Source organism: Draconibacterium mangrovi (genome assembly GCF_010586825.1).
Taxonomy (GTDB): Bacteria; Bacteroidota; Bacteroidia; order Bacteroidales; family Prolixibacteraceae; genus Draconibacterium; species Draconibacterium mangrovi.
The window spans coordinates 722,199-744,938 of the sequence record NZ_JAAAGB010000001.1 but is presented as its reverse complement, the minus strand read 5'-3'; the positions used below and the strand labels follow the sequence as shown (position 1 = coordinate 744,938).

General features: G+C 41.5%; 19 protein-coding genes. 4 read left to right on the top strand and 15 right to left on the bottom strand.

The genetic code is table 11. The features are described 5' to 3' along the window. Positions 1-83 precede the first annotated feature (83 nt). The 5 genes from pnp to G4420_RS02940 form a co-directional block, all read right to left on the bottom strand. The gene (gene pnp / locus G4420_RS02960; protein WP_163322094.1) at positions 84-2,375 is read right to left on the bottom strand and encodes a polyribonucleotide nucleotidyltransferase; all 2,292 of its coding nucleotides are present in this window, start codon (positions 2,373-2,375) and stop codon (positions 84-86) included. 121 nt (positions 2,376-2,496) lie between these two features. Further along, positions 2,497-2,766, bottom strand: coding sequence for a 30S ribosomal protein S15 (gene rpsO, locus G4420_RS02955; RefSeq protein ID WP_045026295.1), 270 nt, complete (start codon positions 2,764-2,766; stop codon positions 2,497-2,499). A 791-nt stretch (positions 2,767-3,557) separates the two neighbouring features. Then, entirely contained in the window at positions 3,558-5,606 is a 2,049-nt protein-coding gene (locus tag G4420_RS02950; RefSeq protein WP_163322093.1) for a helix-turn-helix domain-containing protein, read from the bottom strand. Between the two features lie 194 nt (positions 5,607-5,800). Further along, positions 5,801-6,370: a hypothetical protein gene (locus tag G4420_RS02945; protein WP_163322092.1), complete on the bottom strand. Its 570-nt coding sequence runs from the start codon at positions 6,368-6,370 to the stop codon at positions 5,801-5,803. Positions 6,371-6,475: 105 nt separating this feature from the next. Beyond that, the gene (locus G4420_RS02940; RefSeq protein ID WP_163322091.1) at positions 6,476-8,518 is read right to left on the bottom strand and encodes a helix-turn-helix domain-containing protein; all 2,043 of its coding nucleotides are present in this window, start codon (positions 8,516-8,518) and stop codon (positions 6,476-6,478) included. Positions 8,519-8,695: 177 nt separating this feature from the next. Here G4420_RS02940 and G4420_RS02935 point away from each other — a divergent pair, with 177 nt between their 5' ends. Then, a complete protein-coding gene (locus tag G4420_RS02935; protein WP_163322090.1) occupies positions 8,696-9,124 on the top strand; it encodes a hypothetical protein in 429 nt (142 codons plus the stop codon). On the opposite strand, the gene kynU is transcribed toward G4420_RS02935, so the two are convergent. The 4 genes from kynU to G4420_RS02915 form a co-directional block, all read right to left on the bottom strand. Further along, positions 9,121-10,401: a kynureninase gene (gene kynU / locus G4420_RS02930; protein WP_163322089.1), complete on the bottom strand. Its 1,281-nt coding sequence runs from the start codon at positions 10,399-10,401 to the stop codon at positions 9,121-9,123. The genes G4420_RS02935 and kynU overlap by 4 nt on opposite strands. After that, positions 10,402-11,136: an SGNH/GDSL hydrolase family protein gene (locus G4420_RS02925; RefSeq protein ID WP_204273575.1), complete on the bottom strand. Its 735-nt coding sequence runs from the start codon at positions 11,134-11,136 to the stop codon at positions 10,402-10,404. A gap of 70 nt (positions 11,137-11,206) precedes the next feature. Next, on the bottom strand, positions 11,207-12,436 hold the full coding sequence (gene hydF / locus G4420_RS02920; RefSeq protein WP_163322088.1) for a [FeFe] hydrogenase H-cluster maturation GTPase HydF: 1,230 nt from the start codon (positions 12,434-12,436) through the stop codon (positions 11,207-11,209). Between the two features lie 433 nt (positions 12,437-12,869). Beyond that, positions 12,870-13,184 (bottom strand): hypothetical protein, encoded by a 315-nt coding sequence (locus tag G4420_RS02915; protein WP_163322087.1) that lies wholly within the window; start codon positions 13,182-13,184, stop codon positions 12,870-12,872. A 108-nt stretch (positions 13,185-13,292) separates the two neighbouring features. On the opposite strand from G4420_RS02915, the gene G4420_RS02910 reads away from it, so the two are divergent. Continuing rightward, on the top strand, positions 13,293-14,657 hold the full coding sequence (locus tag G4420_RS02910; RefSeq protein WP_163322086.1) for a sensor histidine kinase: 1,365 nt from the start codon (positions 13,293-13,295) through the stop codon (positions 14,655-14,657). A 2-nt stretch (positions 14,658-14,659) separates the two neighbouring features. Next, positions 14,660-15,352, top strand: coding sequence for a response regulator transcription factor (locus tag G4420_RS02905; RefSeq protein ID WP_163322085.1), 693 nt, complete (start codon positions 14,660-14,662; stop codon positions 15,350-15,352). Between the two features lie 58 nt (positions 15,353-15,410). Here G4420_RS02905 and G4420_RS02900 read toward each other — a convergent pair whose 3' ends face one another. From G4420_RS02900 to G4420_RS02880, 5 genes are all read right to left on the bottom strand, one after another. Then, positions 15,411-15,713, bottom strand: coding sequence for a hypothetical protein (locus tag G4420_RS02900; RefSeq protein WP_163322084.1), 303 nt, complete (start codon positions 15,711-15,713; stop codon positions 15,411-15,413). 188 nt (positions 15,714-15,901) lie between these two features. After that, positions 15,902-17,296 (bottom strand): aspartate ammonia-lyase, encoded by a 1,395-nt coding sequence (locus G4420_RS02895; protein ID WP_163322083.1) that lies wholly within the window; start codon positions 17,294-17,296, stop codon positions 15,902-15,904. 19 nt (positions 17,297-17,315) lie between these two features. Then, a complete protein-coding gene (locus G4420_RS02890; RefSeq protein WP_163322082.1) occupies positions 17,316-17,690 on the bottom strand; it encodes a GxxExxY protein in 375 nt (124 codons plus the stop codon). 97 nt (positions 17,691-17,787) lie between these two features. Then, positions 17,788-19,179 carry a [FeFe] hydrogenase H-cluster radical SAM maturase HydG gene (hydG, locus tag G4420_RS02885; protein ID WP_163322081.1) on the bottom strand — a complete coding sequence of 464 codons (1,392 nt, stop codon included), beginning with the start codon at positions 19,177-19,179 and terminating at the stop codon, positions 17,788-17,790. A 35-nt stretch (positions 19,180-19,214) separates the two neighbouring features. Then, positions 19,215-19,460, bottom strand: a complete 246-nt coding sequence (locus G4420_RS02880; RefSeq protein ID WP_045026309.1) for a TM1266 family iron-only hydrogenase system putative regulator — start codon at positions 19,458-19,460, stop codon at positions 19,215-19,217. A gap of 368 nt (positions 19,461-19,828) precedes the next feature. Here G4420_RS02880 and hydE point away from each other — a divergent pair, with 368 nt between their 5' ends. Beyond that, on the top strand, positions 19,829-20,887 hold the full coding sequence (hydE, locus tag G4420_RS02875; RefSeq protein ID WP_163322080.1) for a [FeFe] hydrogenase H-cluster radical SAM maturase HydE: 1,059 nt from the start codon (positions 19,829-19,831) through the stop codon (positions 20,885-20,887). 122 nt (positions 20,888-21,009) lie between these two features. Here the strand turns inward: hydE and G4420_RS02870 are convergent, their stop codons facing one another. Beyond that, positions 21,010-22,617, bottom strand: a complete 1,608-nt coding sequence (locus G4420_RS02870; protein ID WP_163322079.1) for a SulP family inorganic anion transporter — start codon at positions 22,615-22,617, stop codon at positions 21,010-21,012. Positions 22,618-22,740: the final 123 nt, after the last annotated feature.

Below are 22,740 nucleotides of genomic sequence, written 5' to 3'. Positions count from 1 at the left end.
TTAGTAGTGAACAGTTATGAACAAAAAAACGCCCCGCCAAAAGGCGGAGCGTTTTATTATTTTGCTTGAAATTTATTCAGCTTTTAGTCGTTATCGCGACGAGGACGGAATTCTCTGCGATCTCCACCTCTGCGGTCATCACGTCTTCTGTCTCCACCTCTGCGATCATCGTGTCGACGATCACCACCACGGTTATCGCCACGAGGTCCGCGGTTTTCTCTTGGTGGGCGCTCTACATAACCTTCAGGTTTTGGAAGCAACACTTTGCGCGAAAGTTTCAGTTTACCGGTTTTTTCGTCAACACCGATCAGTTTAACTTCAATAATTTCGCCTTCTTTTGCAAAGTCTTCTGCGTTTTCAACGCGTTCCCAAGCCATTTCAGATACGTGTAACAAACCTTCTTTTCCAGGAATAATCTCGATAAATGCTCCGAAAGAAACAACCGATTTTACTTTACCCTGGTAAATTTCACCAACTTCAGGAAGTGCAGTGATCGCCTTAATTTTAGCTTTTGCAGCTTCAATTGGCTCCAATCCTGCTCCTGAAATCTGAACCAAACCGGCATCGTTAACTTCTTCGATAACAATAACGGTTTTAGTTTCTTCCTGGATAGCCTGAATCACTTTTCCGCCAGGTCCGATTACCGCACCGATCATATCTTTTGGAATCTGAACGGTTTCGATACGTGGAACATTTGGTTTAAAGTCTTCGCGAACTTCAGGAATCACTTTTAGCATTTCGCCCAAAATGTGTAAACGGCCTTCTTTTGCCTGTTCCAATGCTTGTGCAAGCACTTCGTATGGCAGTCCGTCAACTTTAATATCCATTTGAGTAGCGGTAATACCGTCGGCAGTACCGGTTACTTTAAAGTCCATGTCGCCCAGGTGGTCTTCGTCACCCAAAATGTCAGAAAGAACAGCGTATTTTTCAGCACCTTTATCGGTAATCAATCCCATTGCGATACCCGATACCGGCTTTTTGATTTTTAATCCGCAGTCCATCAATCCCATTGTTCCGGCACAAACTGTTGCCATCGATGATGATCCGTTTGATTCCAGAATATCAGAAACAATACGAACTACATAAGGCGAATCAGCAGGAAGCATTTTCTTTAATGCACGGTGTGCCAGGTTTCCGTGACCGATCTCGCGACGGCTTGTTCCGCGTGGCGTTTTCGGATCGCCAACACAGAATGGAGGGAAGTTATAGTGTAACAAAAACTTCTCTTTTCCCTGAACAGTTACCTGGTCGATAATTTTCTCATCCATTTTAGTACCCAATGTAACCGAAGTTAATGATTGAGTTTCGCCTCGGGTGAAAATTGATGATCCGTGTGCACCCGGAAGGTAATCAACCTCTCCCCAGATAGGACGGATTTGGTTGGTAGCACGGCCATCCAAACGAATTCCATCGTCAAGGATCATGCGACGCATAGCTTCTTTTTCCACATCGTGGTAGTAGCGGCGAATCAATTTTTCGTTGGCTACCAAATCAAGCTCCTCATTTTCGGCATTAGCCTCAAGGTAAGCTGCAACATATTCGTCAACAACAGCAGCAAAAGACTCCATACGCAGGCTTTTGTTGGTGATCTGTTGTTTCGCAATAGCGTATGCTTTTTCGTAAAGATCGGCTTTTACCTGAGCACGTAACTCTTCGTTGTTGTTTTCGTGGCAGTATTCACGTTTAACAACTCCCAGTTCTGCAGCCAGTTCTTCCTGAACTTTACAGTGCTTTTTAATTTCTTCGTGCGCAACTTTAATCGCTTCCAACATTACTTCTTCCGAAACTTCATTCATTTCGCCTTCTACCATCATAATGTTTTCGTACGATGCACCAACCATAATGTCAAGATCGGCTTGTGCTAACATTTCCAGTGACGGGTTGATAACGAATTCGCCATCGATGCGGGCTACGCGAACTTCCGAAATCGGAGTAGTGAAAGGAACATCTGAAACAGCGATTGCTGCTGATGCTGCCAATCCGGCTAAACAGTCCGGCATTTCATCTTTTCCTGATGAGATCAATGAGATCATTACCGCGGTTTCAGCGTGGTAATCTTCCGGGAAAAGCGGACGAAGGGCACGGTCAACAAGACGTGCAACCAGAATTTCTTCGTCACTCGGACGGGCTTCTCTTTTCATGAAACCACCCGGGAAACGTCCTGCGGCTGAAAATTTTTCGCGGTAATCAACCGATACCGGCATGAAGTCTACATCTTCTTTAGCATCTTTTGCCGACACAACTGTTGCCAGCAACATGGTGTCACCCATTCGAACCACTACCGAGCCATCGGCTTGTTTTGCCAATTTGCCGGTCTCAATGGTAATCGTCCTGCCGTCGGCAAGTTCGATTGTTTTAACTGTAGCGTTTACCATAATTTTTAATAAATAATTTTTGTGGCCTCCAATCGGCCTTTGTTAATTACAATGGGTGGTGAGGTTTTGCAATTTACAAAAAAAAGAAAGGCAATACCTATGCATTGCCTTTCAATATAATTTACTTACGTAAGTTCAACTCTTTGATAATCGCACGGTAACGTTCGATATCTTTTTTAATCAGGTAGTCGAGTAAGCTACGACGTTTACCTACTAATTTAATCAATGCACGTCGTGTGCTGTGGTCTTTTTTGTTTTTTTTCAGGTGCTCTGTTAAGTGGTTAATTCTTAACGAGAACAATGCAATCTGACCTTCTGCACTACCTGTGTCCTGAGCTGATTGGCCATGTTTGGCGAAAAGCTCTTGTTTTTTTTCTGATGTTAAATACATTTTTTAAAGAACTATTTGTTATACAATGTTTACGCCGCAACATCGCTTTCAATAGAAACGGCATAAAATTAATTGGCCGCAAAAGTAATTAAAAGATTTCTGATTGACAAAGGTTTGGCGCTTTTTACTGATTAATAGTAATTAAGCAGGGTAGAAGTGACAAATATAGCACGTTTTTCACCAGAAGTAAAAAAAGTTAATAATAGGGTTGAGAATTTTCGGATTGACGATATTCTGCTTATATAAACCATGGTAAAGATGCGCTATTCACGGTAAGTTGTTGATAAGTAGCGAACTAAAAAAAGAACATTCCTGTTTTGATTCCTTAAACTTGTTGTACCCTTATTTTTTATCATTATACATTATTGAATGTGAGGGGTGGTCGTTGGGCTACCCTTTTTCTTTTTTAGCAGAAAAAGAAAACCACCTCCACAATTAGAGGTGGCTAAAAACTCAATATCTAAGGAGGTATTAGGTGATTGCCCGATTTTTAATTAAAGGTTAGTTAGACAGGCAATACCCGGCACTTCTTCAATTTTTCTTTCTTTTCATGTTGTGAGACAGTAAAATATGCTGACGATAAGAACTAAGAACATCACTAAACTTTCATGGCCTTAATTTTAAGAAAATGAAGAAATGGCTTTTTGTATATTCAAAGGTCGGAAATAAAGCCGTGCTTATGTTAGCATTACTACATCAGAAGGTAGAATCTATAGCTTTTGAGTTGAAATTATATTGCAAGAATTGAAATTATATTGCAAAAGGTATTTAATGTAGGTTTTGCCCGTTGATTATTCAAGCAGAACATTGTTGTTTTCGAACCACACTCTTATTCGTTCGTGCTCGGTGTTGTATTTTGTTTCAACATTGGCAACTATGTCTTTAAAATCAGGTTCTTCTCTGATTGAATTAAACAAGGGGTCTGTTTTAAATAGGTAAACCATCCAGGCAGGTATTTTATCCAGCTCGTTAAACCGGGTTAACCACAAATAAGCTTTCTCTTTTTCTCCACGAAAGGCATATATACCCGCAAGGTCGTAAATCAGGAAATTGGAGTAGTACCTTCCGGATTTTATAGCTTTGAGGCAGGATTTTTCCTGCAATTGAAAATAGTATGCTGCCGAATCCCTGATGCCTTGTTGGAAATAGATGTACCCGATTCGATGCATCGAATTGATGGGAAGATCTTCAGGGATGTTATTTAAAGTCATGTATTTTTTGAGATAGAAAAATGCCTGTTTGTTTTGGCCGGCAAAAGAATTGTAAATAGCCAGATGCCAAAGTAACACTGAATTTGTAGAATTATAGGTTAGCGCTTTTTCCAATAACTGAATAGATGTTTGAATGTCTTCAGGCGATTCCTGGTTTAGCAGGTACAGAGCAGAATCGAAATCAAGATTTAGAGCTTCTTGCCGGTAATACTCTGCTCTTTCGGGGAATCCGGTACTCGAATACGAACTGGCCAGAAGGCGTAAGATCATAGGTAACATAACTCCCTTATGTCGCGATGCAGCCATATGGCAATAAAGTATTGTTTTCGAGAGGTCTTCAAAATTATACAACAGTGCCATCCCGAAATAGGCCATCCAGTCGTTCGGATTGAGTTGAATGGCTTTGTCGTATTCCAAAAGAGCTTTATCGTAAAAACCTTTTAAACGATTGTATTCTGCTTTAATAATATAGGCGTCGGAATTATTTTTATCTAACGAGAGCGCTTTCTCTGCCAGCCAAAGTACCGAGTCGAGATATTTTTCAGAGATGTTACTTTTCCAACTATTTTGGTTCCATTCTAAAAGCGCCATTCCGGTGTACACCGGAGCATAATTGGGATCGTATTCGAGAGCTCGCGAATAAAGTTCTTTTGCATTTTTAAGCGCTTGCTGATCTTCGTTTATCCAGTATTTCCATTGTTGTTCCCTTGCGCGTTGGTAAAATTCGTTGGCAGTTAAACTTACAGTTGGTATTTTTTCAATTCGTTGTCTTTCTTCATATGTAATATTTGCCTCTAACTCGTTTGCTATGGCCAGTGCAATATCGTTTTGTGTTGCAAATATTCTTTTTTTATCTCCTTCAAATCTTTTCAGGAATAGAATTGTTCCATCATCGGCGTTAATTAATTTTACAAATAGTACAATGACTGTTTCTCTTTCCTGAAACGTTATTTTTAGCAAAGCTCCAACCTTTAATTCTTCACCGATTTCTTCTTCCGTTTTTTTAGAGGATTTATACTGCGCCACCGAATTAAGGTCCAGCACCCGTAAATCTTTAATTTTTGCCAGGTTATTCTGTATGTCTTCGCAAACACCATCAGCCAGGTATTTGTATTGCGGATCTCCAAGGTAGTTAACCGGAAGCACAGCAATTGATTTTTCTACCGGAGATTTATTGGATAGGAAGTTATATTTTTCGTTTGCAAACAACAGAAGAACGGAAAGTAACAGTATTGGTACGACAACGAAAATGAGCTTTTTTGAGATTCGTCTGTTCCGGGAATGTGACGTTTCAGTTTGGATTGGCAGTTCTCTTTTTTTGAATTCGCCCGGCGAACATCCGAATTGCTCATGAAAACATCGGTTAAAATAAGTAGCACTTCCAAAGCCAACTTTATAGGCTACTTCCGAAATGGTGAGGTTTTCGTTTAGAAGTAATTCGCTGGCTTTTTTGAGCCGGATCTCACGAATAAACTGGCTGATGTTTTTATTTGTATACTGTTTTAACCAGCGATGTAGTGTTGAATGGCTGACTTCCATTTTATGAACCAGTTGATCGGGCCCAAAATCTTCATTCTCCAGATTTTCCTGAACAACAAGGGTGAGCTTTTGAATAAAATCATGGTTCATTTAGAAATGAATGAAATAGTGGTTTTTTTCACTTACCTCAAAATACGTTGGAAGCTGATTATTGTTGCGTTTAGTATCGTGGGAGCAAATCAAATTTAGAAATCGGGCTGGTATTACTTTTCTTTATAGTGCATAATAAAAACCACCTCAAAACAAAAAGGTGGTTTTAAACTTTAAATCCGGCAATAAATCTGTTATTTGAGAAGTAGTGTGATTTCTCCGGTCTCTTCCCAACTGGCTATTCCTGTTTCGGGGTCAAGCACTCCGTTTACGATGTTGCATTCGCCGGTAACTCCTTCAAACCTTCCCGTACCACCGGTATATTCATTATGCCCGCTAATTTCGTTGGTAAAAGGATTTAATATCATATAACTAGTAAGAAAGATCATGTCTCCATTGCTTCTTTCGAGTTCAACATCGGCTGTTATGAGTACAACAGGTCCATCGGGTGTCATATTCATTTCACAAAATACTCCCCAGTAAGTACTTTTTTCCTGCACGATCTTTCCAAAAATATTCACATGTCCGTTAACCCATCCGGTTTCAGCTAAGGCAAGTTCGCTACCTTCGGGCAGACACGAAACCATAGGACCATTCATATTAGGAATAGAGTTAACATAACCCCTTACCTCAAACGTTTTAATCTTTTCGTACTTGGCACTTTTCTCAACTTGTGACAAGTCGTTATCTGTTTCCACAAAATCATCCTGACAAGCTGTAGCCATGATGAATATTCCGATTAATAAAAAAATGATGCGTTTCATAATAATATGTTTAAAGTTATTAGCGGCTACAAATTCTGAAATTTAAGCTTGCCAGGCATAGCAACTATATATGGGAATGTTAGAGGTATTTGTCAATTGTTTCGATTATGTGTCAAACGATACCGGGTGAAATAATTCTTGTTGGTCGGCCCAGCTTTTAAGTTTGTCACGTTCTGTTTCTGCCTTCGCCTTAATCTGGTATAAAATTTCCAGAAATTCAGGTTCGTTGCGAAGAGCATTTAACAGTGGATCATTTTTCAAGTAGAAATAGAAAAACCAGGGGTTGGTGTTTTGTTCTTGTACTTTTCTCAGGTTTTCGAAAGCTTTGTCTTTTTCGTTTAAAATGGCGTAAGTGGCTGCAAGGTCGTAAAGAGCATCTTCGGTGTTTCCCATTGCAATTAACTTTTTACAGGCATCAATTTGTCGGTGAAAATATTTTGTAGCGTTAATGGTATCGCCATTTACGAGGTATACATAACCTATCCGATGATGCTCGTTATTCAGTTTGAAATTGATATTGTTGGAGATTTGTAAAATCCGTTCATTATAAAATGTCGCTTTCTTATAATCTTTAAGTAAGATATAATTAAAAGCCAACAGGTTATTGGTATTCAAATTGGTTGAATCGATTGACCGGGCTTTCAAAGCATATTTGGTGGCTTGTTCAAAATGCTCTTTATATTCTTCAATAAGCGCTAATCGTCGGTAGTAATACACCGAGTCGTTGTCATACGATAGTTTTCGGTTAATTAGCTCCTGCCCTTCATCGAATAAGCCGTTCAGAATAAATATAAAAACCAGGTTGTCGAGCATTATGGGGTATTCCGGCCCTCTGCGCCGTTTAGTTGCTTCAAAAATGTTCTGCGCCGACTTAATGCTGTTTTTTAATAAAAAGAAATTACCTAAACCATAATAAGCCTGCCAGCTATTTGGATTAAAATGCAAAGCCTTTTCGTATTGCCCAATCGCTTTATCCGAAAAGCGGGCGCGGTAATAATCGCCTCGCAGGGTATAAGCATCAGATAGCGTATTGTCGAACGACAAAGCCTTATTTGCTAGGCTTAAAACAGTGTCGAGATAAGTGTTTTTAAAAATGTCGGACCATGTGGTTTTATCGTAAGCAATTTGGGCCAATCCAACATAGACCTGTGCATAAGTAGAGTCGTTGTTTAGTGCTTTTTGGTAATAATCTTCGGCCTTGCTTAACGATTCAAGGTCGGAGTTGTTTCGCCAGTATTCCATATGCGCAGCCCGGCCCGATTGATAAAAGTCGTTGGCTTCGGAACTGAGGGTAGGTACTTTTTTTATTCGCGCTTTTTCATCGGGTGTTATAAGGGCATTTAACTGTTGCGCTATTGCCCGCGAAATATTACTTTCCACATCCAATATATTTTCGAGACCGGAGTTAAAAGTATCCGACCACTCAATTTCGCCGCTTTTTGTATTGGTAAGGTTAACGATTAATTTCATTTTGTTGTCTTCCGTGTGCAGGTCGCCTTTGAGGAGATAATTTACACCCAGTTTCTTTGCCAGATGGCTGTCAGTTTCTTTATTGTCAGTATCAATTGCCGGGATTGAAAGTACTACCAGATTTTCTATCATCGAGAGTTTGCTGGTAATTTCCAGCATCATTACATAGGCGAGGTATTCCTTGTCTTTTTCCGATCCCAAATAGTTAAAGGGTAATACTGCAATCGTTTTTTCGGCAGTATTTTTATTGGCAAACAACGAAAAACGGTGGTTGGGAATTAAAAAGAATACAAGAAGCAGCAAAACAGGAAGAAGGAAAACAAGATGATTGTACCGGTTCTCTGTTTTTTTCGACCTGAATTTCTTTTTAAACTCTCCGGGAGGCATCCCAAATTCATCGTGAAAACATTTGTTAAAATAAGCCGGACTTCCGAAACCAACTTTGTATGAAATTTCGGCAATTGTATGGTCGTCGGTTAAAAGTAATTCTTTGGCTTTGCTTAAACGTATTGCCCTGATAAACTGACTGATGGATTGCCCTGAATGTTCTTTAATCCGTCGGTGAAGGGTGGAATGACTTTTCCCAATGATTTCAGCCAGTTGCTCAGGTCCAAAATGCTCGTTTTCCAGGTTGTCCTGAACTATTTGGGTGAGCTTCTGAATAAAATCAAGGTTCATCTGAATTAAGGTATGAATTAGCGGCTTTTTTACATACCTCAAAATACGTTGGATGCTGATTATTGTTGCGTTTGATACACTACTTGAACTCTTCTGATAAGTTGTTCGGATTAAAATTGTTTATAGCATTAAACTTTTTTCCCGGGTTTTGGTCTTACCAAACGTAACCGGCTCGTTATGAAATTAAAATCGATTTTTTCAAAATTTATCGAGTGGCTAAAATCGCCCGAAGTGTTTGGCAGTAAAAAGATGCTGATTCCCGGCCAGTGGCATTTGTTCGAATTTTATGTAGATAAAGGGGAGGAGCTGTTACATTTTGATGAAGATACGCTGAAGAAGAACCAAATGCAGTTTGTTCTTTCTTTTTTCGAAAATCATGAATTTAAGTTAGCAGGCAAAGCACCGGTAAAACTACTGGAAGGGACAACTGACGGAAACTGGAGCGTTGCCCGAAACTTTATTACATTAATTAATCCGAAAGAGTTCAGGAACAATATTGAGTTTCAGTTTGCTTTTGAAAAAGGCAATTTGAAATTGCTAAAAAAAGATGCCATGGGCAAGATTGAGTTTTTTGGCTTCTTTTACGCCCCAAAACAAAAATCCTAAGTAACTTCTGACCTTTGCGTTGAAAATTGCTCGTACTCCTTGTCCCTTATTATCTCCTTAAGGCGTTGAGCCGTGAGCCAAACTTCGTTAAAAGTTGTGTAAAGCGGCGTAAACCCAAAGCGAATATTGTTAGGAGCACGAAAATCGGGAATGATTCGAATCCTTGATGTTTTTGGATGAATTAAAGCCTGGCAAATGCGGTAAGCTTCGTCGTGTTTTAAAGAAACGTGCGATCCCCGTTTTTCTGGCTTTGCCGGAGAGCCAACTTCAAAACCATAATTACGTAATTCTGTTTCAGCCATAGAAAGAAAGAACTCAGAAAGCCGTATGCTTTTTTGATGAATGTTTCTCATTTCTGCTTCGTTGATCATATCAATACCGGGTTCTATGGCCATAAGATTTAATACCGGAGGAGTTCCTGTCAGGAATTTTCGAATACCCTTTGCAGGGCGGTAGTTTAAATCGAACTCAAAAGGTAAAGCCTCGCCAAACCAACCCTGAATGGGGGATGATAATTTTTCCTGTAAATCTTTCCGAACGTACAAAAAAGCAGGCGAACCCGGACCACCGTTGAGGTATTTATAGGTGCAACCAACCGCCAGATCTGCATTGCATTTATTCAATTCAATTTCAACGGCACCCGCGGCATGACTAAGATCCCAAAGAACTAGTGCTCCCATTTTTTGCACGTACCTGGTTATTTCTTCCAGCTGGTACATAAAAGCACTTTTAAAGGCCACCAGCGACAATACTACCAGGGCTGTATCTTTTGTGATCTTCGATTTTAGCTCTTCCGTGTCAATTGTTATGCCGTCGGCTGTTTGCGCCAAATCGAGTTTGTATTCCGGGCCAAATTCCTTTAAAAGTCCCTGTAGAATGTACAGGTCGGTAGGGAAATTGAGTGTGTCGCTTACAATGGTTGTTTTTCCTTTTTGTAGTTTCAATGCGGCATGCGCCAGTTTGTAAAGGTTAACCGATGTACTGTCTGAAACAATTACTTCTCCTTCCGAAGCACTAATAATTGGAGCGATTTTATCGCCTAGCTGAGCGGGTTTTTGGTACCAATTACGGTTCCAGCTTTCGATCAGTTCCGTTCCCCATTGTTTTTCCACCACTTCAGAAAGCTGCTCTTTTGTTTTAATTGGTAGGCGGCCAAGCGAATTTCCATCAAGGTAAATGGTATTCTCCGATTCGATGTAAAACCGGCTTCGGAATTTTTTTAATGGATCGTCTCTGTCAAGTTGTTCGGCTAAAACAAGGTTCTGGTCAGTTGTCATTTATTTTTGGCTTTCGAGTATTTTTTTTGCTTCAGGAAGAATTTTTTCTACCCAGCGCCGGTACATTTCTCCTGAGGGATGCAGGCCATCGGAAGCTACCAGTGTTTCATTGTTAAGCGCTTCGCGCGAAATGGCAGTTATCTCCACGTAACGCGCATTGGCCTGCTGCGTTTCCTGAAAATTTATAGCGTTGTATTCATCAATTTCTTTGGCAATCTGTTCCGGATTGCGGCTTTTCCCAAAAGGAGTAACTCCATAATCGGGGATAGAAATTACAATTACGTTTTGAGCTTTGTTACCGGCATATTTTATTGCGGTTTGCAGGTTGTTCCTGAATTCTCCCCGGTATTCGTCGGCGCTTCTTCCCCTGTACTGGTTGTTTACGCCAATTAACAAGGTCACTAAATTGTAGGAGTTTTTTAGATTCTCATTTTCAATGGCAGTGGCCAATTCATCGGTAGTCCAGCCGGTGCGTGCCACAATTTTTGCAGGTTGCATTTCAAAACCATCAGCTTTTAATTGTTCAACCAGTTGAACCGGGAAACGTTGGTTTTCCGCCACGCTTTCGCCAATGGTGTACGAATCGCCTAAAGCAAGGTAATAAAAGGTAGAGTCCTTATCAGCATTTTCAACAGGATCACCTGGTTCCGGTTGTACATTCATAATTACGGGGTTTTCTTTGTCGGTGCAGGCCAGTCCTGCAAACATCAATATTAAAAAAACTATCCGGCTCATTTTTCTCTTTTATTCTTTTAACAACTCAGCTTTGTTCCGGGTTTGAAAAAAGCATTCAGTATTTTGGAAGCTAATTTCCAATCCCGTTTTTATAAATGTCTAATGCTGCCGGGAATGGTTGCAAAGCACGCTCAAAAATTCCAAGCGAATAGGCAATGGTCAATCCATAATTGGTGATTGCAACTCCTGCCTGTTTGGCTTTCATAATTCGGCTCAACATTTCGCGGCGGTTCCACATGCAGGCTCCGCAATGTATGATGAGTTTATAATCGGAAATATTTGGCGGGAAATCGTGCCCGCGTGTACTTTCAATGTCCAGTTTGCCTCCCACATACTGGGTGAGCCAGCGCGGAATTTTTACGGTACCAATATCTTCGCCAATGGGGTGGTGCGAGCAGGCTTCGGCAATTAAAACCTTATCGCCGGTTTTTAGCTTGTCGATGGCCATGGCGCCGCGAACCATTTCGTTAAGATCGGCCTGGTGGCGCGCAAATAAAATGGAGAACGAGGTAAGCGGTATTTCAGGAGGCGTGTCGGCAGCCACTTTTAAAAAGGCTTGCGAATCGGTAACGACCAGTTTTGGCGGCTTGTTAAATCGCGACAATGCTTCGCGCAATTCGCGTTCTTTTACCACCATACAAAATGCATCGTTGTCCAATAAATCGCGGATGCTTTGCACCTGAGGTAAAATCAGTCTGCCTTTTGGTGCTTCTTTATCGATTGGTACTACCAAAACCGCTGCTTCTCCGGCACCAACTAGGTCGCCTAAAATACTGGGGCGATTTATAAAATCAGCAGGAGCCGAATTCAGCAATAACTGTCGAAGATCAAGTAACCCTTTATTTTCAGTTACCGAAGTCTGCACCAGCTTTATTTTTTGGCCATCGAGAGCACCGATAATTTCAAAGTTTTCTTCGTACAGATCGCACTTGTTAAACACCACTACAAAAGGAATTTCGCGCTCGTTAAACTCGCCGATAAGCGTTTCTTCGTATTCCCCCCAATCGTTAAAATTCGAAACAATTACGCCCAAATCTGTTCGGTCGAATACGGCAAGTGTTTTGGCAATTCGTTTTTCGCCAAGTGCCCCAACATCGTCGATGCCGGCTGTGTCGATAAAAAGTACCGGCCCCAAAGGAAGCAGTTCCATTGGCTTTTCAACCGGGTCGGTGGTAGTTCCGGCAACATCCGAAACAATAGAAACATCTTGCTGTGTTAAGGCATTTAACAGGCTGGATTTGCCGGCATTTCTGCGGCCAAAAATTCCAATGTGTAAACGAAATGATTTTGGTGCTCTCATGTTTTCTGTTTTGCGCGACTGAAAGTACAAATTCAATCCAATTCACACAATTATTGGAATGAAAAATAGATTCTGCCGTTGCGTAAAAGTTCGTTGCTGCGAGAGAGCAGGCTTCCGGCAATGCCAAAAGGGCTTCTTCTCATTAAAAAAGGTGCTTCTCCCACCTCTGCAGGCAGTTCTCCCACGTTTTTTCCCGGTTCTCCCTTTAAAAAAGATGTTCTCCCACTGTTTTTGGTGTTTCTCCCTGGCTTATGAACAGTTCTCCCATACCTGAAGGTCGTTCTCCCTTACATTTTTCCGGTTCTCCCGTGGGAGAATTTACAAAATGTCAGGGAGGATTGGTTTTTTCGTGTAAAAATTTACTTATTGTTTGCGCTGAGGCATAAAAAAAGGGTGCCGAAGCACCCTTGAATTGATTTATTTGAAGTTGATTTTACTTCGATCCTCCACAACAACTTTTTTTCTCAGCGGTGGCTTTTTTGTCACCACAGGTTTTACCCGATGCTTCACAACTTTTCTTCTGTGCGTCGGTGCAACCTGTTGCCTTTTTGTAAGATGTTTTAGTCGCTGTAGCTTTCTTTTCTGTTTTCTTCTTTTTTTCGTCTTCTTCTTTGTTGATTACAACCGAATTATCGTCGGCAACAACAGTAACTTCCGATTTTTTTGTTGTATTAACCTTTGCATTTGTGCTTGCCATAGCAACACTGAAAGCAGCAATAAGAGTGATTACAATTAGAATTCTTTTCATGATTTTTTAGTTTTTTTTGTGATCGTGATACAAATATATTGTTTACTGATTAAAGTAAGCGTTAATGCGAGGTTAAAGTAATTAACGGCCGGACTGATTGTTATTTTAATGGTTATTTTTGATTTCTATAAATGCCATAAAACAATTGGTTATCAATATGGTTATGGTAGTAAATATTTCATCGACGAGGATAAGGGGAATTTATACGTGAAAACAGTATTCCGAAAATATACATTTCTGTTGGCATTGCTCATTATTCTGGCATTGCTGGCAACACAAATAAAATGGATTGTTTATTCCATTCGCTTTCAGGACAAGGTTTTTGAGAAAAGTGTGGAGCTGGCTTTAAGCGAAACCATGACAAATCTTACTGCCGATAAACCATTGTGTAACAAGGTTAAAGCTTGTGTTGATTGTGACTCCATTCGCCTGAAAACACAACTGACATCATCAGGTGTTTGGCAAAAAATTCACGATGCTATTCAAGACGAATTAAAATCATACGACATCGACCTGGATTTCGAAATGTACGTTCTTGAAGATGGTTCGGAGGAGCTAAAAGTAATCGAGGCCGAATTCGATAAAGGATTGTATTACTCGCGGTGTATGGGCGGAATACTTGGGCAGACCGGGTATCAATTGGTGGTGGAATTTCCGTCGCGAACCCGTTTTTTCTTTGCCACGGCAGGTTACATGTTCCTTGGATCGGTAATTCTGATCTTCCTGCTTATCCTTTCGCTCCTTTATCTTTTGCGCATTTATAACCGCGAAATTCGTATTGCCAAACATACCAAAGAGTTGCTGAATAATGTGAGTCACGAGTTTAAAACGCCGTTGTCGTCAATTGCTCTGGCATCGAATATGATTCGTAAAAAACGCTATGGTGAGGATGAGCAAAAACTAAGCAGTTACGCGGATCTGATAAGCAAAGAGAACCGCAAACTGCAAAACCTGGTAGAAAGTTTATTGCGCCTGGAAGCTGTGGAGCGAAACGAATTTGATTACAACAAAGAAGAAACATCGATTGAAGATGTGGTAAAAGAAGCTGCATCAACCTGCGAAATGTTGCTGAACGAAAGGTACGGACGAATTACATACGATTTTGAAGCAGGGAACACTCCGGTTTTTATCGATCGCCTGCACTTTATAAACGTATTCGTTAACCTGCTTTCGAATGCTATAAAATACTCTAAACGTAATCCTGACATTGAAATAACTACCCGCTTAGAAAACAATAACCTGGTAATCCTGGTAAAAGATAACGGGATTGGTATTCCGTTTAAATTTCAAAAGTATATTTTTGATAAGTATTACAGGGTGCCAACGGGCGATGTGCACAATGCCAAAGGTTTTGGAATTGGGCTGGCCTACGTTAAACAAATTGTAGAAGCGCATAACGGAACCGTTGCTGTTGAAAGTACAAGCGATGAAGGGACTGTTTTTAGGATTCAACTGCCACTGGAAAAATCGTAAAGATGGACGAAAAAAACTTAAACATTATTTTAGTTGAGGACGACCTTAACCTTGGATTTTTGTTAGAGGATTTTTTGAAAAGCCGCGGAGTTGGCGTTACGCTATATCGCGACGGAGAAGAAGGGCTGGAGGGCTTCAAAAAAAACGGCGATTTCAACTTTTGCATTTTTGATGTGATGCTCCCGAAAATGGATGGATTTACACTGGCCAAAAAGGTGAAAGCTGTTCAACCTGAAATTCCCGTAGTTTTTCTTACGGCGCGCGCCATGAAAGAAGATAAAATGAAAGGCTACAATATTGGCGCCGACGATTACATCACTAAACCTTTTGATGAGGACGAGTTGTGGTGCAAAATTGTGGCCATCAGTAAACGCAGCGATTTTATCCAGGAAGAAAGCGAAACCGTTTACCAGGTGGGAGCGTACGAGTTCGATTATGAAAACCTTTCGCTTAGTTTGGATGGAAATATAAAACGCCTTACAACACGGGAGGCCGAAGTGTTGCGTATGCTTTGCAAGGAGAAAAAGAATGTGGTTCGGCGCGAACAGATCTTAACTGCCATTTGGGGCGAGAACGATTATTTTGCCGGACGGAGCCTCGATGTATTCATTTCAAAACTCAGAAAGTACTTTGCCGGAGACCCTTCAATTTCTATCGAGAATGTGGTGAAAGTAGGTTACATTTTACATTGCTAAATAAAAAAAAAGTCGCTCATTAATTAATGAACGACTTTTGTTTATGAATGGTAATCAACTATGATTTACCTGATTTTTCGCCACCGCAAGTTTTGCTGCAATCGCTTTTCTTTTCTGCTGATTTTTCGCCACCGCATCCGTCAGCTTTTGCTTTGGCTTTTGCCTCACCTCCTGAACATCCTTCGCCTTTAGCTTCAGATTTTGCGGCTTTTTTGGCATCTTCTTTCTTCTCTTTTTCTACTTTTTCAGCGTTATCTACAACCTGAACGATTTCATCGTTGGTAACCACTGTAGCTTCAGTCATTGCTAATGATACTCCGTAAACTGCAACAAACGCTAATAGAAATAATACTTTTTTCATGATTTACAATTTTAGTTATTAATGAAAATTTTTGTCTCAATGTTTATTTAGACTCAATATTAATAACTAATGCAATTAAAAGCAAGTCGAGAATGAGATAAATCAGTCTTTATTTTATGTGAATTGCGTAATGCGCAGTAATACAGGAGGTTGTAGTTGTGTTAATGTGTTGTTAAAAATGTTAATGCTTAGTTGCCTAAGCGGCAAACTGCTTCGGGAGTAATCAACTGATCAAATTCATCGGCAGTTAAATGCCCTGATTTTAAGGCTGCTTCTTTAATGGATAAGCCGCTGTTTTCAACTATTTTTATGATTTCGGAACAGCGGTCGTAACCAATTGCAGGAACAAGTGCAGTAATTGTAGCGGTTGAATTGTGTACATGTGCACGGCAAACCTCTTCGTTGGCAGTTATAACTGAAACACATTTTTCGTTGAATAATTTACAAGCATTTTTAAGTAAATCGATCGACTCAAGAAAAGTGTGGGCAATTAGCGGCATAAACTGGTTGAGTTCGAGTTTTCCGGCGCTACATGCTTGTGCTATCACCTGATCATTACCCATAACTTTTATGGCGGCCTGTGCCACAGCTTCCGGAATAACCGGATTTACTTTTCCCGGCATAATCGACGAACCCGCCTGAAGTTGCGGCAGATTAATTTCTCCCAGTCCGGCATGCGGACCGCTCGACAGCAAACGAAGGTCGTTGCTGATCTTTAGTAAATTAACAGCACAAGCTTTTAAGATACCCGAAACTTCAACAAAAACATCTGCGTTTTGTGTACCGTCAATCAGATTTTCGCTGCGTGCCAGGCCAATATTGGTGTTTTCGCGCAGTTTATCTACTACCCTAAAAATAAACTGTTTGGGTGCTCCCAATCCTGTTCCGATTGCTGTTCCACCCAAATTTACCACCCGCAATCGTTCTTCGCATTTATAAATACGCCATCTGTCGCGGTTAAATGCTTCGGCATAGGCACTCATTTCACGTCCTAACGTTGTGAGAACTGCATCTTGCAATTGTGTACGGCCAATTTTTACGATGTGTGCAAATTCCTTTTCTTTTTGCTGAAAAGCCTCTTGCAGGTTCAGCACATGTTGTTCCAGTTCGCGCAATAAACGTATGGCAGCAATTTTAAGTGCCGTAGGGTAGGTGTCGTTGGTGCTTTGGTGAAGATTAATGTCGTCAAGCGGCGAAACTGAAGCGTAATTCCCTAATTCTATTCCAAGAATTTGCAGGGCATGATTAGCCAGCACCTCGTTCACATTCATATTGGTAGATGTTCCGGCACCGCCCTGCAAAGCGTCCACCACAATGTGCTCATTCAGTAATCCCTGACTCATCTCAAAAGCAGCCTTTTCAATGGCTTCAGCTTTTGTTTTATCTCCCCAAAATCCGAGCGTATTATTGGTTTGTGCGCAGGCCAGTTTTACCTCGCCGTAAGCTTTAATAAGTTCGGGATGAACCTGCTGCCCCGAGATGGGGAAATTCTCTACCGCGCGAGCTGTATGAATGCCCCATAACGCTTCGGCAGGGATTTGTTTCTTTCCAATAAAGTCACTTTCTTCTCTTGTTCTGACCATGATTTGCTTGATTAAAGGATTACATGATTTTGTTATTGTGAACACGTTTAAATGTTAAACTCTTACTACCAAAATTTATAAGAAGACCAATTTTCATCTGATATGCTTCAAGATAATTCATTGCCTGAGCCAGGTGCACATCTTCAAGATTTATAACTGCTTTTAATTCTACCATGATCTTATTTTCAACAAAAAAATCTACCCTGCGTTTACCAATTTCTAAATCGCGGTAATATATCGACATTACTTTTTCTCTATCGTACTCAATTCCCTGGTGGTCGAATTCAAGCGCCAATGCCCTTTGGTAAATTACTTCCTGAAAACCATTTCCCAAAGTTCGGTGAACCTGCATGGCACACCCAATAATTTTGTGCGTTAATTCTTCAAATTTCATAATTGTATTTGCTGAGCTACAAGTTTACCCACTAAAATACAATTAATTAAGGAATCAGGTAATCAGGCAAATCCTGCGAATCACGGTGCGGCTATTATTAACAATAAACATCATCGCGTCCGGCTGTTACGCGGTTTACCAGTTTTTCAGCGCGTTGTTTTGCTATGCCACTCATTCCTGCAATGGTTTCACGAATTAGCTGGTCGCCAATCTCACGGGTTTCCGGCGATGCATAATTCTGTAAATATTCTTTAAAAGAGCTGAGGCCGTTCGGGGCACAGTGCAAACGAATGTCGCCCGGTTTTGCCAGGTCCATAAAATCCTGCCCTGTTCTTCCCATGCGATAACAGGCTGTGCAGAACGAAGGAATGTAACCCATTGATGCCACATCGCGAATCACTTCATCCAGCGGGCGGTGATCGCCAAGACTAAACTGTCCTGAGATTTCATTGGCTTCCTCATAACCTCCCGGATTGGTTTTGCTTCCCGCAGAGATTTGGCTCACGCCCAACGCAAAAGTATCGCGGCGCATTTTGGCGGTTTCACGTGTCGACATGATGATTCCGGTGTAAGGAACTGCCAGACGAAGAATGGCCACAATCTTACGGAAATCGATATCCGAAACCGGAAATGGCGGGTGCGATGCCATATCGCTGTTGGTTGCCGGCTCCATACGCGGAACACTGATGGTGTGCGGGCCAACTCCAAATTTATCTTCCAGCTCGAAAATATGCTGCATCATCGCCAATATCTCAAAACGATAATCGAAAAGGCCAAACAATACGCCAATTCCCACATCGTCGATTCCGGCTTCCATGGCGCGGTGCAAAGCCCAAACACGCCAGTTGTAATCGCGTTTTTTTCCGCCCACATGAACCTTTTGGTAGGTTTCGCGGTGGTACGTTTCCTGGAAGATCTGATAGGTGCCAATACCTTCCGATTTTAGTTGTTTGAATTCGTCAACAGCGAGCGGAGCTACATTAATATTCACACGGCGTATTTCTCCGTGTTGATTTTTAACGCTGTACACGCTTCGAATCGACTCCAATACATAATCAAATCCTTTTTTCGGATACGACTCACCGGCGACAAGCAGTACCCGTTTGTGTCCCTGGTTGATGAGCACTTCTGTTTCGCGTGCAATGTGTTCCTGCGAAAGTGCATGGCGGTCGATTTCCTTATTCGTTGCCCTGAAAGCGCAGTACAGGCATTCGTTCGCGCACAGATTTGAAATGTAAAGTGGCGCAAACAACACCAGTCGTTTGCCATAAATGGTTTCTTTAACGGTGTTGGCTGTATTAAAAAGTTCGCCCAGCATTTCCGGATCGCTGATTGAAGTTAAAATCGCTACATCAGCAAGGTTTAAACCTTTCATTTCGGCCGCCTTGGCAAGTACTTCCTTTATTTGTGCCGGTTCGGGATTTTTGTTTTGCTCCAGTGTTTCCCAAACTTTGGTTTCGTTGATAAAATCGGCAGGTACGTTGTACATATTTTTTATGAGTTAAAAGATCGGTTTTTATTCTACTATTTTTTGGCAAGGCCTGATTTCACAGATACACCCGGAATATTACCAAGTTTTCCTGTTAATTGGCCCAGTTCGTCGGTTGTGGCATCAATTACCAGGGTGATAACGGAATAGTTTTCTCTTGCATTGGGCAGGCCGGTGCGGGCCAGAATAAGTTCAGAGTACTGACTTAGTACCTGGTTTACGCTTCCCGATGATTTCTCGCGGTTTTCAATTATTATGCCCACAAAACCCAGTCGTTTCATTTTTAGTATTGAGATTTACGTACTTAGCAATGAGAATACTGCATACTCAGTTAATCAATTAAATTCTGCGGGAAATAATGGAGATAAAGGAATTGAAAGACTTTTGCTCCCGACGTTTAAGTCGGGATTTCGCCCAGCAAAGTTGATCTCAACTTTGTCTTTTTGTTTTTGCCTTGTTCTCCCTAAAGTCAGCCGTGGCCTTCCCGCAGGATTGTAGCTACAAAAGTAAATTTAATTTCCATTGACTAACATGAGAAATGTTGTAAAGTGCTAATGTTATGCAACGTAGTTCTAAAACATAACATACCGTTTCGTTCTTGAGCTTTATTGCGCAGAAAAGCATATTTTTGTGGCTCAAAATATTTGGTTTGGATAAACAGGAAATCATACAATTACTAAAAACCACAGGCGAAGAACGCACCGCACTTTTGAAGCGGGCACAGGAGGTGAAGGTAAAAGAAATAGGGAATAAAGTCTATTTCCGTGGTTTGGTGGAGTTTTCGAATATCTGCGCCAAAGACTGTTTGTATTGCGGTATTCGTAAGGGAAACGACAAAGTTCTTCGCTACGACGTGAGTGATGATGAGATTTTGGAATCGTGCCGTTTTGCCTGGGAAAATCGTTTTGCCTCGGTGGTGTTGCAGTCGGGCGAATTATCGTCGCCGGCATTTATAAAACGGGTTGATGATTTGCTGAAAAAAATCAAGCAGATTTCGAACGGTGAGTTGGGAATTACCCTAAGCTGCGGAGAGCAAAGTCTGGAAACTTATCGTCGTTGGTTCGAGAGTGGAGCGCACCGTTATTTATTACGCATCGAATCATCGAACCGGGAGCTTTACTACAAAATACATCCTGAAAATGAGATTCATTCATTTGAGAAGCGAATAGAAGCCCTGGAAAACTTAAAAACTGCCGGTTACCAGGTAGGAACAGGAGTGATGATCGGGTTACCTTTTCAAACCTACGAACACCTTGCCGACGATCTTTTGTTTTTCCAAAAACTCGATATTGATATGTGCGGAATGGGGCCTTATCTCGAGCATGAGGACACGCCTTTATATCAATATCGTCACCTGCTAAAAACAAAGCAGGAGCGTTTTGATCTGGCCCTGAATATGATTGCTGTTTTACGCTTGTTAATGCCCGATATCAATATTGCCGCTGCCACTGCTTTGCAGGCCATTGATCCGGCAGGACGAGAAAAGGCGCTGGCCATTGGTGCCAATGTAATTATGCCGAATTTAACGCCAACGGCGTACCGCGAAGAGTATCAGCTTTACGAAAATAAACCCTGTTTGGATGAGGATGCCGAATTGTGCCGTAATTGCCTGGAAGCAAGAATTCACATGGCCGGTTCGGAAATTGGTTATGGCGAATGGGGTGACTCGAAACATTTTCAGAGCCGAAAGAAAATGGAACGCAGATAACACTGATTTAGCGGAATTTCACTGATTTAAAATTATAAAAAAGGATCCGATCTCTCTGAGGGATCGGATCCTTTTTTTGCTGCGAAAATCAGAAGAATCTTTGTAATCAGTGTTCGTAATTTTTACGAGGTTGCATTTTCATTTAATTTCGCCTGCAACTTAATTAACTTGTTGTAGTGGTCGATAGACACAAAATAGTTCGGATCTTCCACCACATTTACATCGCAAATAGCTTCTGCTTTTTTCACCAGTTTAATACAATCGTGGCTTAGGTGGCGAAGGTGGATTGTTTTGCCTGCTTTTTGATAACGCTCGGCCAGTTTATTAATGGCTTCAATAGCCGACTGGTCGGCAATACGCGACTCTTTAAAATCAACGATAACCTCATTCGGATCGTTCTGCACATCAAACTTACTCTGAAAAAGTGCGGTGGATCCAAAAAACAGAGGGCCAAAAATTTCGTAGTGTTTAATTCCGTGCTCGTCAACACTTTTGCGGGCACGAATACGCTTGGCGTTTTCCCATGAAAATACCAGCGCCGAAACCACAACACCGGCCAGTACTGCAATGGCAAGATCGAAAACCACGGTAAGTCCGGTAACCAGAATGATTACGATAAGATCGGAAAGCGGGATTTTATTTATGATTTTGAACGTACTCCAGGCGAAGGTGCCAATTACCACCATAAACATCACACCAACCAGCGCTGCAATCGGTATCATTTCAATGTACGATGAGGCGAACAAAATAAAAACCAGCAACATTACAGCTGCAACAATACCCGATAAACGGCCACGTCCACCCGATTTTATATTGATGATACTTTGCCCGATCATGGCACAACCGCCCATTCCTCCAAAAAATCCGTTAACGATGTTGGCCAATCCCTGAGCCGCCGCCTCGCGGTTTCCGCTACCACGTGTTTCGGTTAGCTCGTCAACCAGGTTCAGTGTCATTAAAGATTCTATCAGTCCAACTGCTGCAAGTATCAGTGCAAATGGGAAGATCAATTTTAAGGTCTCAAGATTGAATGGAATGACAGGTACATCAAACGTAGGCAGGCCGGCTTTAATACTGTCGCCACCACCACTTTGAATAAAACTCCGTACTGTTTCCGTTTCAATATTTCCGAAAATTACAATGGCAGTAACCACCAAAATTCCGACTAACGCCGCAGGAATTGCCTTACTTAGTTTTGGGAGAAGAACCATTATCGCCATGGTTAGGCCAACCAGCCCAAGCATGGTGTACAAAGGCGTTCCGCTTAACCATTCGCCTCCGGCTTTAAACATATTCAGCTGCGACAGGAAAATGACAATGGCCAATCCGTTTACAAAGCCCATCATTACCGAGTGAGGCACCAGTCGAATAAACTTTCCGAGCTTGAAAAAGCCAAAAAGTGCCTGTATCGTTCCGGCCAGAATTAATGTGGCAAACAGGTATTGCAAACCTTGTCCGTCACCCATGGCGTTACCCTGTTGTACCAGGCTAACCATTACAACGGCCATCGCTCCTGTTGCTCCCGATATCATTCCGGGGCGGCCTCCAAATATGGAAGTGATCAGTCCCATCATAAACGCACCGTACAATCCAACAATTGGCGACACGCCTGCCACAAAACTAAAAGCCACCGCCTCGGGTACCAGTGCCAGTGCAACGGTTAATCCCGAAAGGATATCGTCTTTTATGCTTCCCTGCTTCTTATCTATAAATTTAAATTCAAACTTCATTCTTTCTACTTGTTTTCTGGTGTGGAAAAACCCGGAAGGTGGGAGACCCCAGCACTATGGCTGGTTGGAGAAGATGATTTTGTATTCTCCAGAAGTCTGGTTCCGGGGGATTATCAATAAAAA

Excerpts from the sequence above, each read along its gene's own strand:
- pnp (WP_163322094.1), bottom strand. The coding sequence starts at position 2,375 with ATGGTAAACGCTACAGTTAAAACAATCGAACTTGCCGACGGCAGGACG.
- rpsO (WP_045026295.1), bottom strand. The coding sequence starts at position 2,766 with ATGTATTTAACATCAGAAAAAAAACAAGAGCTTTTCGCCAAACATGGC.
- G4420_RS02950 (WP_163322093.1), bottom strand. The coding sequence starts at position 5,606 with ATGAACCATGATTTTATTCAAAAGCTCACCCTTGTTGTTCAGGAAAAT.
- G4420_RS02945 (WP_163322092.1), bottom strand. The coding sequence starts at position 6,370 with ATGAAACGCATCATTTTTTTATTAATCGGAATATTCATCATGGCTACA.
- G4420_RS02940 (WP_163322091.1), bottom strand. The coding sequence starts at position 8,518 with ATGAACCTTGATTTTATTCAGAAGCTCACCCAAATAGTTCAGGACAAC.
- G4420_RS02935 (WP_163322090.1), top strand. The coding sequence starts at position 8,696 with ATGAAATTAAAATCGATTTTTTCAAAATTTATCGAGTGGCTAAAATCG.
- kynU (WP_163322089.1), bottom strand. The coding sequence starts at position 10,401 with ATGACAACTGACCAGAACCTTGTTTTAGCCGAACAACTTGACAGAGAC.
- G4420_RS02925 (WP_204273575.1), bottom strand. The coding sequence starts at position 11,136 with ATGAGCCGGATAGTTTTTTTAATATTGATGTTTGCAGGACTGGCCTGC.
- hydF (WP_163322088.1), bottom strand. The coding sequence starts at position 12,436 with ATGAGAGCACCAAAATCATTTCGTTTACACATTGGAATTTTTGGCCGC.
- G4420_RS02915 (WP_163322087.1), bottom strand. The coding sequence starts at position 13,184 with ATGAAAAGAATTCTAATTGTAATCACTCTTATTGCTGCTTTCAGTGTT.
- G4420_RS02910 (WP_163322086.1), top strand. The coding sequence starts at position 13,293 with ATGGTTATTTTTGATTTCTATAAATGCCATAAAACAATTGGTTATCAA.
- G4420_RS02905 (WP_163322085.1), top strand. The coding sequence starts at position 14,660 with ATGGACGAAAAAAACTTAAACATTATTTTAGTTGAGGACGACCTTAAC.
- G4420_RS02900 (WP_163322084.1), bottom strand. The coding sequence starts at position 15,713 with ATGAAAAAAGTATTATTTCTATTAGCGTTTGTTGCAGTTTACGGAGTA.
- G4420_RS02895 (WP_163322083.1), bottom strand. The coding sequence starts at position 17,296 with ATGGTCAGAACAAGAGAAGAAAGTGACTTTATTGGAAAGAAACAAATC.
- G4420_RS02890 (WP_163322082.1), bottom strand. The coding sequence starts at position 17,690 with ATGAAATTTGAAGAATTAACGCACAAAATTATTGGGTGTGCCATGCAG.
- hydG (WP_163322081.1), bottom strand. The coding sequence starts at position 19,179 with ATGTACAACGTACCTGCCGATTTTATCAACGAAACCAAAGTTTGGGAA.
- G4420_RS02880 (WP_045026309.1), bottom strand. The coding sequence starts at position 19,460 with ATGAAACGACTGGGTTTTGTGGGCATAATAATTGAAAACCGCGAGAAA.
- G4420_RS02870 (WP_163322079.1), bottom strand. The coding sequence starts at position 22,617 with ATGAAGTTTGAATTTAAATTTATAGATAAGAAGCAGGGAAGCATAAAA.